Raw genomic sequence first — 12,801 nt, forward strand, 5'->3', positions numbered from 1 at the left:
CGTGCGTTGCGTGCTGGTGTCCCTGCGGTGACGCCAGGGTGATCGCACGGCAAATCTACTACATCTTGTAGGTGCCGAGCCGTGGGGGTGCTGCCCCACCGTGTGTGCCGGATCGGCGTTTGTCCTGACGGGCGGCGCGCGGGAAGCGTCGACGCTGCGCCCGGACAGTGTGGTGGGGCGGCGCCTGAGCGGGGCGGTGCGGGGGCGATCGAGCTCGGCCCGGGCGGCCGGACAGTGTGGTGGGGCGGCGCCTGAGCGGGGCGGTGCGGGGGCGATCGAGCTCGGCCCGGGCGGCCGGTGAAGGGCGCGGCGGCGATTCCGCGGCGGACGCGGCCTCTGTTGCCTACTCGCGGTGTCGCGGTGCGGTCACCGCTCGGCCCGGCCGCCGACGGTCACCGGCGCCTTGCCCGCCCGCGGTTCGGCGGGAAGGTGGTCCGCGCGTCCGCCGCAGGCGCGTCAGGGGACGTTCCGGCCGGGGTGCGGCCGGCCCGGCGGGTGCGGAGCCACTCGACGGCGGGAGGCAGCAACCCGGCGGCGACGACCGCGACGACGGCGGGGGCCAGGTACGCCACTCCGTGCCGCCCGCTCTCGCCGAGGACGTAACCGGCGAGCACCAGCGACTGCGACCAGGCGAGTCCGGCCACGGACTGCCACAGGGTGAAGGAGGCCGTCGGCATGCCCAGCAGCCCGGCCGCCGGATGGACCAGTGTGCGCACCACCGGCACGAAACGCCCCAGCAGCACCGCCCGCCGCGGCCCGTAGCGGGTGAACAGCACCTCGGCCCGCCGCATCCGGGCCTCGGCCCGGCTCCCCGGCCGGCGCAGCCGCGTCGACCGGCCGCCGCGCCGCCCGAGCCAGAAACCGGTCTGCGCGCCGGCGAGCGAACCCGCGCCCGCGCACACCAGCACCAGGGGCAGGGACAGCCGGGCCGCACCGAGTGTGCTGAGCGAGCACGCCAGTCCGGCGGGCAGGAGCAGTGTGTCGCCGGGCAGGAAGACACCCACGGCGGGCAGGGCGGTCTCGGCGAAGACCACGGCCAGTACGGCCCAGGCGCCGAACGCCGTCAGCATGGACTGCGGATCCAGCGCTCCTGCCATGGTCGTGAGACCTGCTGCCATCGGCGGGCCCCTCCCCTCGGTTCTCCACCACTGTCTTCTACTTCTTGTAGTAGCTTGACCGGCATTCGCCCCGGGATGCCGGTGCCGGAACGGTGTCCGGGCCCCCTGCCGGGATTGCCATTCCCTAAGTTCTACATCATGTAGTAGCTTCACCTCACGGCGCCACCGCGGTCGAGTCGTGGCCCGAGTGCGCGCATCCGCGCGGCTCTGGCCTGCCCGCGGCGCCGTCCGGCCCGGAGCACGCCCGGCCGTGCCCCGTATCCCGTCAGGAGGCTGATCGGCCGTGCCCCACCGTGACGACCTGGTGCCGGAGCAGGTGGCCGCCCTGTCCACCGCACCGCCGCAGAGCCCGTCCGCCGGGCGGATCGCGATCATCTCCGCCGGCGTCGGCGCGGGCCACGACGGCGCCGCCGCAGGACTGGCCGACAGGCTGGCCGATCAGGGGTTCCTGGTGGACCGGCACGACTTCCTCGACCTGCTGCCCGCCTGTGCGGGCCGGCTGCTGTGCGGTGCCTACCACCGCATGCTGACCTGGGCACCGGAGGGCTATCAGCGCCTGTATGCGGCCACCGACCGGGCGGCACGCCCCGGCGTGGTGTGGCGGGCCCTGTTCCGCGCCGCCGAGCAGCGCATGCTGCGGTCGCTCGCGCCGGACACCTGCGCGGTCGTCTCGACCTACCCCGGGGCCGGTCAGGTCCTTGGCGCGCTGCGCCGGCGCGGCCTGCTGACGGTTCCGGCCTTCACCTACCTGACCGACTTCTCCGTCCACACCCTGTGGGTGGCGCCCGGCATCGACGCACACCTGGCCGTGCACCCGGTGCCGGCGGCGCAGGCACACGCCCAGGGGGCCGCCGCCGTCACCGTCGTCGGCCCTGTCACCCATCCGCGCTTCACCCCGCCCCGCACCGGGCAACGGGCCGCCGCCCGCGAGCGGTTCGGCCTGCCTGCCGGCGCGCCGCTGGCCCTGCTGGTGGCCGGCTCGTGGGGAGTCGGCCCGGTGCGGCGCGCCGCCGCCGAGATACGGCAGACCGGGGTGGCGGTGCCGGTGGTGGTGTGCGGACGCAACCAGGCCCTCGCGGAGCAGCTGCGCCAGGACGGCATCGAGCACGCCTTCGGCTGGGTGGAGGACATGCCCGGCCTGATGCACGCCTGCGACGTCCTGGTGCAGAACGCCGGGGGTCTGACCTCGCTGGAGGCGTTCGCCGCCGGGCTGCCGGTGGCCAGCTACCGCTGCATCCCCGGCCACGGCCAGACCAACGCCGCCGCCCTGGAGGAGGCGGGCCTGGCGGCCTGGATACGCGACCCGGCGGAGCTCGGCCCGGTGCTGGCCGAGCTCCTGCACGGACCGCGCGGCCGGACCCAGCGCGCGGTGGGGCTGGAACTGCACCGCTCGGCCCCGGGGCCGGTGCCCGCCATCGCCGCCAGAACCGGGCACCGTCCCACGCCGACCGCGCGGCCCGCGCCGACGCGCCTGCGGGGCGGGCGGCGGATCGCCCTGACGGCCGCCACCGTGGCGGCCACGGTCTCGCTGGGCGTCGCCACCCCGCTCGCCTACGCCTACAGCGAGACGCCCGCCCGCTTCACCGCCGTAGCCCACTACCTGGACGGAGACGGACGATGACCCCGGCCCGTCTCGCCCGTGCCACCGCGCTCGCCTCGGCCGCGGCGCTGCCCGCGCTGGCCGCCCTGAACGCCGCACCCGTGATCTCCACGTTCGGGCCGCTGCGCAACAGGGCCATGCCCCGGCTGGCCGGGCAGGGCCCGGCGGACCACGTCGCCCTCACTTTCGACGACGGCCCCGACCACCTCTCGACCCCGCGTTTCCTCGCCCTGCTGGACGCGCGAGGGGTGCGTGCCACCTTCTTCCTGCTCGGCTCGATGCTGGTCCGCTCACCCGGGCTGGCGAAGGAGATGGCCGCCGCCGGGCACGAGATCGCCGTCCACGGCTGGCACCACCGCCCCCTGCTGCTCCGCGGGCCCCGCGCCACCTACGACGACCTCGCCCGCGCCCGCGACGCCGTGGCCGACGCCACCGGCAGGCCCCCGACGCTCTTCCGGCCGCCGTACGGGGTGATGACCACCGCCGCCCATCTCGCCTGTCGCCGCCTCGGTCTGACCCCCGTGCTGTGGACCTGCTGGGGCGAGGACTGGCGCCGCCGGGCCACCCCCCGGTCCGTCCAGGAGACCGTCCTGCGCGACCTCCGCGGCGGCGGCACCATCCTGCTGCACGACTCCGACTGCACCTCCGCCACCGGCTCCTGGCGCACCACCCTCGCGGCCCTGCCCCGCATCCTCGACACCTGCCAGGCACACGGCTGGCAGGTCGGCCCCCTGCACGAGCACGGCGTCACGTGAGGCGGATCGCGACGCCTCACGGCGGCCGTCGCCGAAGCAGGTGACGGGCGCCGGGAACAGCGCCGACGGAGCCCGTGAGCCCGGCACGGTCATGGGTCTCCACCCGAGACGGTCCCGGCGTTCGGCCGGTCGCCTGCCGCGCCGCTGTTACGCAGTGGCGGAATCTTGCGATGGGCCGTGAGGTGAGGGCGAGCGCGGACCGCCGACGCCGGCCGCAGCCTGACGACCGCGTCCAGGCCGCCGCCCGGCGCCGCGTTCAAGGAGACGTCCCCACCGCTCGCCTCGGTGAGCCGCTGAACCATGGAAAGGCCCAGGCCGGTGCCGTCGTGGTGGGCGTCAGCGGCACGCCAGAAGCGGTCGAAGGCCCGCTGCCGGTCAGTTTCGGTCATACCCGGGCCCTGGTCGATCACATGCAGCTCGACCGTGCAGCCGTCGGCTGCCGTCGCGGTGGTGGTCGTCAGGGTGATCGTGGTGCCGGGCGGGGAGACGCACAGCGCGTTCGACAGCAGATTGTCGAGGATCTGTTCGAGTGCGCCCGCGACCGTCCACACCTGGCCGACCTTCGTACCGGCCACCGCGATGCCGACCCGCTGATCGCCGGCGAACGCGGTCCAGATGGCCGCGCGGTCCGCGACGACGGCGTCGAGGTCCACGATCTCCGGGGTGATCGCCGAGTTCTCCAGCCGGGCCAGGGCGAGCAGCCCCTGGACCATGCGGCTGAGGCGGGCGACTTCGTCGATCGCGTCGCCGAGACTGTCCTGCGCGCAGGCGGCGAGGTGGGGTTCGAAGTTCTCCAGACGCAGGCGCAGGGAGGTCAGGGGGGTTTTGAGCTGGTGCGACGCCTCGGAGGCGAAGGCCTGCTGGGTGTGGAGCAGGTGCTGGAGCCGGGTTGCCGTGCGGGTGAACGAGGCCGTCACCCGGCGCAGTTCGGGCGGGCCGCGGTCGGTGGCCGGAGGGTCGGTCAGGCGGCCGTCGGCGAGCTGCGCCGTGGCGCGTTCCAGAGCCCGGAGCGGGCGCGTGATCCAGCGGGCGAGCGCGAAGCCGATCAGCGCGACCACCGCCAGCACGCCCAGGCCGACGACACCGAGTGCGGCCCAGGTGGCATGGACCTTCTCGGCGATCGGGGTCAGCGGGTAGAGGGTTCGAACGACGCACGGGGCGGTGTCGCCGGACCCGCCCGGCACGGTCGCGAACAGGACCTTGACGCCCGGGACGAGATCGTCGCGGATGCCGGTGGCGGGCCGGTCGCGGAGGGCGGTGGCGATGTCCGGCTGGGAGGAGAGGTCCTTGCCCACCGCGGTGACGCCGGCGGAGTCGGTGAGGACCGTGCCGCCTCGGTCGGTGATCACCACACTGCTGCCGGTGCGCCGAGCGTAGTCGCGGGCGAATTCCGGCAGGTCCGACGCCCGCCCGTGTTCGAGCTTCTCCTCGCACACGGAGGCGAGCGTGACCGCGCCCAGCTCCGCGGTGTGGGAGAAGCGGTTCAGCTCGTTGCGGGCATAGACGAAACCGAAGGGAACTTCCAGGGCCAGCAGGACGAGTGCCATGAGGCTGAGGTAGCTGAGCAGCAGACGGCGGGTCATCGGGCGGCTCTGCGGGCCTGATCCGGGGTGTCCGGGGTCGGGTCGGCGCCTGCGGGCGGAACAAGACGGAACCCGATGCCGCGGATGTTCTCGATCCAGGAGGGATCACCGAGTTTGCGGCGCAGGGCGGCGATGTGCACATCGAGGGTCTTCGTGGGACCGAAATAGTCCGGCTCCCACACCGTGTCGAGGATCTGCTGGCGGGAGAAGACGGCTCCGGGATCCTCGGCGAGGCAGACGAGCAGGGAGAACTCCTTGGGAGCCAGGGCGATCGGCACCTGGGCCACGCGGACCTGGCGGGTTCGCCGGTCGACGCTGAGGGGACCGATCCGCTGGGCGCCGGACGCGGAAGCCAGGACCCGGCCGTCGGAGGCTGCCGTGGCCGGATCCACCGCGTCGCCGGGCACGGCCCGGGTCCGTCGGGCCACGGCCCGGATCCGAGCCACCAGCTCCCGGACCCCGAACGGCTTCGACACGTAGTCGTCCGCGCCCAGTTCCAGACCGAGCACCCGGTCTGTCTCGGAGTCCCGGGCGGTGATCATGATGATCGGGACCGAGGAGCGGGCCCGCAGTTCCCGGCAGACGTCGATGCCGTCCATGTCGGGGAGCCCCAGGTCCAGGAGCACCATCGCCGGCTCCGCGGCGGACAGGCCGTCGGCACCAGTTCTCGCGTGTTCCACGGTGAACCCGAAACGGCCCAGTCCCTCCAGCAGGGGCCCGGCCACCCGGTCGTCGTCCTCGATCAGCAGCAGATGCATGCCGACAGGCTCACAAACAGCAGCCGTGTCGCGTTGTGCAACCGCCGCGCTGTTCCCTCGTATCAGTGACCCTTCGGGTTCCTCGTATGACGGCGGAACGCGCCGGGCCGTCGGCCGGCCGACGAGGAATTCAGCCGGATGGCGGCCGCGCGGGCGAGGGGTGTGCCGGGACATCCAACGTGTTGCCAGCTTGTGGCCAGGAGATGGTCAGGAAACAGGACGTCGTGATCGCCTCGACTCTGTGTCATTGCCTTTTCGTGGGCGGATGCGAGCAGTGCATGACCTGCGGGTTTCCGTGTTGCAGGCGTAGCCGCTCCGCACTGTGCGCAAGTGTTTGTGCGGCCGTCGCAGGGTCACGGCAAGACTCGTGTGCGACCCGGATTCTCTGGAGCTTCGTGGTATTCGCCGCGGAATTCCTGAGAATCACCTGCATTCCTGCTTGATCGACGCTTACCCGCCTTCCCCTAGTGTCCGACGTGCGGTCTGAGTCAGGTGCGCCGCGTACTGGAGAAACCACTCGACTTCCGGGAATCCGCCATGCCCTCAGGTACCCCCGACACGTCCATGAGTCCCTCCTTCCCGCCGGGAAGGGGGGATGCGATGCCCGGGAGGACGGTCGACGAACTGCGGCGGGTGCGCCCGGATCTGGTCGAGCCGTTCGCGGCGGCCTTACCCGGGGCCCGGGCCACCGTCCTGGCGCGGCTGTGGGGCGCCCTCGCGCGGGAGCCGCTGCCCGGCGTGCGGACCCGGCGGCGTGAGGCGGACGCACTGGTGGTGACGCTGCGGAACGGTGACCGGCTCGCGGCGCCCGATGTGTGCGCCCAGCGGTTCGCCCGGGCGCCCGGGGACTTCACCGTGTCGGGACCCGCGGGGCCGGTTCGCGGACCGGCGCAACTCCTCGCCCTGCTGGGGCAGTCCGGCTCGGCGGTGCGTCGCCTCGCCGCCGAACTGGACAACAGTGTCGTCAACCTCGCCCTGGCCCGCGCCGCGAATCCCGGGAGGCCGGGCCGGTTGCGTGATTCGGCCGATGCGGAGCAGGCGGTGGTCGACGGCCATCCGCAGCACCCGTGCTGCCGTACCCGTTCCGGCATGTCCGTCGCCGAGGTCCTGGCCTACGCGCCCGAGCACCACCCGCTGATCGAGCTGGCCCTGCTGGCCGTCCCGGCCGAACGCTGGCAGGGCGCGGGCACATGGCCTGCGGAACTGCGGGACGGCGACACGTTCCTGGTCCCGGTCCACCCCTGGCAGCGGGACCACGTGCTGGCGGCCCATCGCGACCTCGCCGTGACGGGGCGGACGATCCCTGCCCGGCCGCTGCTGTCGCTGCGTACGCTCGCACCGGTGGCCGATCTGCCCGGCCACCACATCAAGACCGCCCTGGACGTGCAGGTCACCAACTACCGGAGGACCATCTCACCGGCGGAGGTGGCCGACGGACCGGCCCTGTCGGACCTGGTCGCGGCAGTCGTCGACAAAGCCGGGTTCGGTGAGAGCCTGCGGGTGCTCCGGGAGCTGGGCGGCGGCGCGGTCCGGGTGGGCGGGCGAGCCTCCGACAGCCTGGCCGCGATGCTCAGGGAGTCCACCGACTCCCACCTCGGCGAGGGTGGGATCGCCGTCCCACTGACGGCGGTGCACGCGACCGGCGCCGCTGTCGTGGCGGGTGATCCGGTGCGCTGGCTGCGGGACTTCGCCACGCTGGTACTGCCGCCCGCGTTGACCCTGCTGTCCATGGGGGTCGCGCTGGAGGCCCACGGCCAGAACACCCTGGTCGTCCTGCGGGACGGGAAGCCGGTACGCGTGCTCTACCGGGACCTGGACGGGGTCCGGATCAGCCCGCGCAGGCTGGCCGCCTGGGGGGGCACCCTGCCACCCCTGGCCGGCACCAGGGCAGGCGACGACATGGACGCGCTGCGCACCAAACTGTTCGGCGCGCTTCTCAGCGGGGTCTTCAGCGAGCTGGTCGACGTCCTCTCCCGCACCCGCGCCATCGACCCCGGGACGCTGTGGGAGACGGTGGCCGACGCCGGCCGCCGTGCATACGCCGAACTGCCGGACCACGGGGACGAGGCCGTCTTCTTCGGCGACACCCTGCCGTTGAAGGCCACCATCGCGATGCGTCTGGCCGAGGAACCCGGCAAGGCCCAGTGGGTCCCCATCCCCAATCCCCTCAGCCGGTACCGCCACCTCTGACGCACTGGAGCACCCCATGACCACCTCCGCCATCGCGCCCGCCGCCACAACCGCGGCACAGACCGGCCTGCCGAACGCGACCGCCGACGCCGTCACCGCCCACACCCTGCTCAACTGCCTCGTCCGCGAGGTGTCCGCCCCCGAGCACCAGGTGACCGTCGACCACGACCACCTCCTGCTGCGCCTGCCCCACCTGGACCTTCTGCTGCGGGCCCGGCTTCGCCGGGTCTCGATGATCGGTGCCCACCGCTTCCAGGGCCCCGTCCAAAGACTCCACGACGCCGCATGGGTCACTGTGGACTGGCGGGAACTGGCCGGCTACGTCCAGGAGGAACTGGAACTGCGCACCGGCACGGCCAACGAGGAGTTCCAGGACCAGGTCGCCGACAGCCACGCGACCATCCGCACCACCTTGGAACACCGCGCCGCCCTGGACCATCGGGCCCGTCCGGCACCGGGACCGGATCTCTGTCCGGACCTCTATCCGGCTTCGGAGCAGGCGCTGGTGTTCGGACACCGCTTCCACCCCACGCCCAAGGCCCGCAGCGGGGACACAGCGGACTGGCTGGCGTACGGACCGGAGGCCGGAGCCCGCATCCGCCTGCGCCACCTGGCCGTACGCCGCGAACTCGTACGGGAAGAGGGCGAGTCGGGCGAGCTGGACAGGCTCTGCCCGTCGGCCGACCCGGGATACGTGACGCTCCCCGTCCACCCCTGGCAGTTCCGGTTGCTGCGCGGCCACGAGGGGCTGCGAGCGGCGATGGCAGCAGGCGCCGTCGTGGATGCCGGTGACAGCGGGCCCGAATGGGTGCCCACCGCGTCCGTGCGTACGCTCTACCAGCCGGACGCGGACACCTTCCTGAAGTTCAGCCTGAACGTCCGCATCACCAACTGCCTCCGCAAGAACGCCGGTTACGAACTGTCGGGTGCGGTCGCCCTGAACCGGCTGGTCCAGCCCGTCATGGCCCGGCTCGCCGGCCGCTTCCCCGGCTGCGCGCTGCTCGCCGAGCCCGGCTACCGCACACTCGCCGCCGACGGCGACACCGACCTGATCGAGGGGTTCGGCGTCATCGTCCGCTCCGGCCTGCGGCCCCACCTCCGTCCGGGCGTGACCCCCCTGCTCGCCGCCGCGATCGCGGACGAGTACCCCACCAGCCAGGCCCACGTCTCCCACCTGCTGGCCCGGGGCGACGGCGACCTCCTGGCCTGGTGGGAGGCGTATCTCGGACTGCTGCTGCCACCCGTGCTGGCCGCGTACTTCGAACACGGCATCGTCCTGGAACCCCACCTGCAGAACGTCGTCGTCGGCGTGACCTCGGACGGCATGCCCGCGCAGATGCTGTTCCGCGACCTGGAGGGCACCAAGCTCCTGTCCCGTCACCATGAGCGTTTCCTGTCCACCCTGCCGGAGGACGTCCGCGGGCCCTTGACCTACGACGCCGAGCGCGGCTGGAACCGGGTCGCGTACTGCCTGCTGGTCAACCACGCCGCCGAGGTGCTCGGCGCCCTGGCCGACCTTCGGCCGGCGCTGGAACCCGCGCTGTGGGGCCTGGTCCGTGACCGCGTCGACGCGTACGCCCGCACCGCCGGTGAACCGCCCCGCCTGCGTGCCCTGCTCTCCGGTGTCCCACTGCCCGCCAAGGCCAACCTCCTGCTGCGCTGGGCCCGCCAGGCCGACCGGCACGCCCGCTACGTCCCCCTGCCCAGCCCGCTCGGCGCGGACTTCCCCCGCGCGGTGATGCCGTGAGGCCCGCACTTCTGCACCACGTCCGCCAGTTGGCCGACGAGGACCTGCCCGCCTACCTCTACGACCTGCCCGGTCTGCGCGCACACGTCCGAGCCATCCGGGCGGCGCTGCCCCACCGCGTCGAACTGCTGTATGCGGCCAAGGCCAACTCCGACCCCCGCCTGCTGCAGACCCTCGCCGAGCACGTCGACGGGTTCGAGGTCGCCTCCGGCGGCGAGATCCGCCATGTCCGCGGCCTCCTTCCCGAAGCGCGGATCGACTTCGGCGGCCCCGGCAAGACCCCGGCGGAACTGGCCGAGGCCCTGGACGCGGGCGTGGAGCGCCTGCATGTCGAGAGCGAACACGAACTGCGCACGCTCACGACCGTGCTGGGCGACCGCACGGTCGACGTGCTGCTGCGCGTCAACGTGCCGGTGATGCTCCGTTCGGTCGCACTGGTCATGGGCGGCTGCCCCAGCCCCTTCGGCCTGGACCCCGGTCAGCTGGACCGATGCCTGGAGATCATCACGGCCGACGGCCGTATCCGGCTGCGCGGGCTGCACGTCCACGTGGCCAGCGGCCTCGACGCGCGCGCTCACCTGGCCCTCGTCGCCCAGGTCATGGGCTGGGCGGACCGCTGGGCGCAGCAACAGGGGACCGCCCTCGCCGAGGTCAACATCGGCGGCGGGATGGGCGTCGACTACGGCCGTCCCCACGAGCTCTTCGACTGGGCCGGGTTCGGTGTCGGGCTGTGCCGGACGCTGGAGCGCCACCCCCGCGTCACGCTGCGGATCGAACCGGGCCGCTCGGTCACGGCCTACTGCGGCTGGTACGTCACCCAGGTCCTGGACATCAAACGCAGCCGCAGCCAGGCGTTCGCCGTCCTGCGCGGCGGAACCCACCACCTGCGCACCCCGGCCGCGAAACAGCACGACCAGCCCTTCGAGGTCGTCCCCGACCAGACCTGGCACCACTCCTGGGACCGGCCAGAGGTCCGCGGCGAACCGGTGACACTGGTCGGGCAACTCTGCACGCCCAAGGACGTCCTGGCCCGCCGCGTCATGGTCGACCGGCTACGGATCGGCGACCGGATCGCGTTCGCCATGGCCGGTGCGTACGCGTGGAACATCTCCCACCACGCGTTCCTCATGCACCCCCACCCGACCTTCCACCACATCGACGACCTGGACGCGCCCGTCACGGACACGTACGCGGGCCGACCGGCATGAGCCCGCAGCGTCGCCCATCACGCGGCAGAGAGCACGGTCCGGTCCTCGCCACCCTCACCGCCCGCGCCTTCCGCCGTTACCTGCTCGGCCAACTGACCTCCAACATCGGCACCTGGATGCAGCGAGCGGCTCAGGACCTACTGGTCCTTCAGCTCACCGACAACCGCGGCAGTGCGGTCGGCATCGTGACCGCACTGCAGTTCCTGCCCCAGACCCTGTTCGGTCTCACCGGGGGAGCCCTCGCCGACCGCTGGCCCGGACGCCGGCTCCTGCTGATCACCCAGACATGCATGGCGGCCCAGTCCCTGCTGCTCGGCGTCCTGACCGTCACCGGCACGGTGAGCCTGCCGTCCGTCTACGCCCTGGCCGTGGCCCTCGGCACCGCCACCGCTGTGGACAGCCCCGCCCGCAACGCCCTCATACCGGAACTGGTCGCCCGCGAGCAGGTGGCCGCAGCGGTCAGCCTGAACTCCGCCCAGTTCAACGTCGCCCGCATCCTGGGACCCGCCGCCGCGGGCCTGACCGTGGCCGCTGCCGGTACCGGCCCGGTGTTCCTGATCAACGCGGTCTCCTACCTGGCAGTCCTGTACGGGCTGATCACGATTCCGTCCGGTGAACTCGGGCCCCGCGGCCGACGCCACCCCGGTGACAAGCGCCTGACCGACGCCTTCCGCCACATCGCCACCACCCCGGAACTGCTCCTGCCGATCACGCTCATCGCCTTCGTCGGCACCTTCGGGCTCAACTTCCAGGTCACCATCTCCCTCGTCGCCATCACCGTCTTCCACTCCGGCGCGGCGGCCTTCGGCTGCCTCTCCGCCGCCTATGCGGCGGGCAGCCTCGTCGGCGCGCTCCTCGCGGCCAACGGGAGGCAACCGCCCACCGCACGACGTCTGAGCACGGCCACGATCGCCTTCGGCGTACTGGAGGCCGCGCTGGGCCTGATGCCCGGCTACGGCGCGTTCATGGCACTGCTGGTCCCCGTCGGCTTCGCCGCGGTGACCGTCACCACGACCGCCAACGCCCTGACGCAGCTGCACGTCGATCCGCACCTGCGTGGGCGTGTCCTGTCCGTCTACTTCCTCGTGCTCCTGGGCGGCACCCCCGTCGGCGCCCCCCTCGTCGGCGTCGTCTCCGACGCCCTCGGCCCCCGCTCCGCCCTGATCCTCGGCGGCGCGATCTCGGCGGCCTCCGCGCTCGCTCTCATGGCCTGGACCACCGAGCGGCACCGCCTGAACCAGCGGCGAAGGACGACGGGCCCGTCCGGTGCACCACTCGCTGAGTCTCACGACACGTCGGCCGGCACCGTCGGCAAGGCCCTGACCAGCCCGTACCAGAGCCGAGGCGGCAGAAGCGGAACGTAGCCGAGGTGAGGGCCACGGTGGGATCGCCGAAGGCCGCGGCGACGTCGTCAGAGGACGTCGTAGGTCAGGTGCGTCGCGGTCGACGTGGAGGTCGTGGTCCGTTGTACCAGTGCGCGTGACGCCGCTCCGTTGAACAGGGGTGTCCCGGTGCCCAGCACGACGGGCGCGAGGTTCAGGGACAGCACGTCGGCCAGGCCGGCGTCGAGAGCCGAGCCGATCGTGGCGCCGCCGCCCATGAGGATGACGTCGAGGTCCTTGCCACTGCCCGACGACGCCGCCTCGGCGCGCTCACGCGCGGAGGTGACGGCGTCGTGCAGACCGGTGGTGACGAACGTCCAGTCGAGGCCGGTGAGCCGCACCGACTGCGGCGGCGACCTGGTCACGACGACGAACGCGGGCTTGCCGACCTCGCCCTGTCCGCGTGCGCGTCGGCTCCACCGCAGGGCGCGGCACTGACACCAGCGGTGGCGCGTGCAGC

General features: G+C 72.9%; 9 protein-coding genes and 1 pseudogene. 6 read left to right on the forward strand and 4 right to left on the reverse strand.

Going from position 1 to position 12,801, the window contains the following annotated elements; all coding sequences use genetic code 11:
• Positions 1 to 392 precede the first annotated feature (392 nt).
• Positions 393 to 1,118: a DedA family protein gene (locus OHB00_RS28425; RefSeq protein ID WP_406438797.1), complete on the reverse strand. Its 726-nt coding sequence runs from the start codon at positions 1,116 to 1,118 to the stop codon at positions 393 to 395.
• Between the two features lie 283 nt (positions 1,119 to 1,401).
• Here OHB00_RS28425 and OHB00_RS28430 point away from each other — a divergent pair, with 283 nt between their 5' ends.
• Both OHB00_RS28430 and OHB00_RS28435 read left to right on the forward strand, forming a co-directional pair.
• Positions 1,402 to 2,739, forward strand: a complete 1,338-nt coding sequence (locus tag OHB00_RS28430) for an MGDG synthase family glycosyltransferase (protein WP_406438799.1) — start codon at positions 1,402 to 1,404, stop codon at positions 2,737 to 2,739.
• A complete protein-coding gene (locus OHB00_RS28435) occupies positions 2,736 to 3,473 on the forward strand; it encodes a polysaccharide deacetylase family protein (protein WP_406438801.1) in 738 nt (245 codons plus the stop codon). The genes OHB00_RS28430 and OHB00_RS28435 overlap by 4 nt, the downstream gene beginning before the upstream one ends.
• An 89-nt stretch (positions 3,474 to 3,562) precedes the next feature.
• Here OHB00_RS28435 and OHB00_RS28440 read toward each other — a convergent pair whose 3' ends face one another.
• On the reverse strand, positions 3,563 to 5,056 hold the full coding sequence (locus OHB00_RS28440) for a sensor histidine kinase (RefSeq protein ID WP_406438802.1): 1,494 nt from the start codon (positions 5,054 to 5,056) through the stop codon (positions 3,563 to 3,565).
• Complete coding sequence (locus OHB00_RS28445; protein ID WP_406438804.1) at positions 5,053 to 5,814, reverse strand: response regulator transcription factor; 762 nt, start codon at positions 5,812 to 5,814, stop codon at positions 5,053 to 5,055. The genes OHB00_RS28440 and OHB00_RS28445 overlap by 4 nt, the downstream gene beginning before the upstream one ends.
• A 600-nt stretch (positions 5,815 to 6,414) precedes the next feature.
• Here OHB00_RS28445 and OHB00_RS28450 point away from each other — a divergent pair.
• The 4 genes from OHB00_RS28450 to OHB00_RS28465 are packed head-to-tail and all read left to right on the forward strand — an operon-like array spanning position 6,415 to position 12,323.
• A complete protein-coding gene (locus tag OHB00_RS28450; protein WP_406438806.1) occupies positions 6,415 to 8,004 on the forward strand; it encodes an IucA/IucC family protein in 1,590 nt (529 codons plus the stop codon).
• Between the two features lie 16 nt (positions 8,005 to 8,020).
• Complete coding sequence (locus OHB00_RS28455; RefSeq protein ID WP_406438808.1) at positions 8,021 to 9,751, forward strand: IucA/IucC family protein; 1,731 nt, start codon at positions 8,021 to 8,023, stop codon at positions 9,749 to 9,751.
• Positions 9,748 to 10,959, forward strand: coding sequence for a type III PLP-dependent enzyme (locus OHB00_RS28460; RefSeq protein ID WP_406438809.1), 1,212 nt, complete (start codon positions 9,748 to 9,750; stop codon positions 10,957 to 10,959). The genes OHB00_RS28455 and OHB00_RS28460 overlap by 4 nt, the downstream gene beginning before the upstream one ends.
• Complete coding sequence (locus OHB00_RS28465; RefSeq protein ID WP_406438810.1) at positions 10,956 to 12,323, forward strand: MFS transporter; 1,368 nt, start codon at positions 10,956 to 10,958, stop codon at positions 12,321 to 12,323. The genes OHB00_RS28460 and OHB00_RS28465 overlap by 4 nt, the downstream gene beginning before the upstream one ends.
• Positions 12,324 to 12,370: 47 nt before the next feature.
• Here OHB00_RS28465 and OHB00_RS28470 read toward each other — a convergent pair.
• Positions 12,371 to 12,742: pseudogene (locus OHB00_RS28470) on the reverse strand (dihydrofolate reductase family protein); the annotation flags it as partial.
• Between the last annotated feature and the right edge of the window lie 59 nt (positions 12,743 to 12,801).

This window comes from Streptomyces sp. NBC_00631 (assembly GCF_045206895.1).
GTDB lineage: Bacteria > Actinomycetota > Actinomycetes > Streptomycetales > Streptomycetaceae > Streptomyces.

Coding starts and splice junctions, on each gene's coding strand:
- OHB00_RS28425 (WP_406438797.1), bottom strand. CDS start 1,118: ATGGCAGCAGGTCTCACGACCATGGCAGGAGCGCTGGATCCGCAGTCC.
- OHB00_RS28435 (WP_406438801.1), top strand. CDS start 2,736: ATGACCCCGGCCCGTCTCGCCCGTGCCACCGCGCTCGCCTCGGCCGCG.
- OHB00_RS28440 (WP_406438802.1), bottom strand. CDS start 5,056: ATGACCCGCCGTCTGCTGCTCAGCTACCTCAGCCTCATGGCACTCGTC.
- OHB00_RS28445 (WP_406438804.1), bottom strand. CDS start 5,814: ATGCATCTGCTGCTGATCGAGGACGACGACCGGGTGGCCGGGCCCCTG.
- OHB00_RS28450 (WP_406438806.1), top strand. CDS start 6,415: ATGCCCGGGAGGACGGTCGACGAACTGCGGCGGGTGCGCCCGGATCTG.
- OHB00_RS28455 (WP_406438808.1), top strand. CDS start 8,021: ATGACCACCTCCGCCATCGCGCCCGCCGCCACAACCGCGGCACAGACC.
- OHB00_RS28465 (WP_406438810.1), top strand. CDS start 10,956: ATGAGCCCGCAGCGTCGCCCATCACGCGGCAGAGAGCACGGTCCGGTC.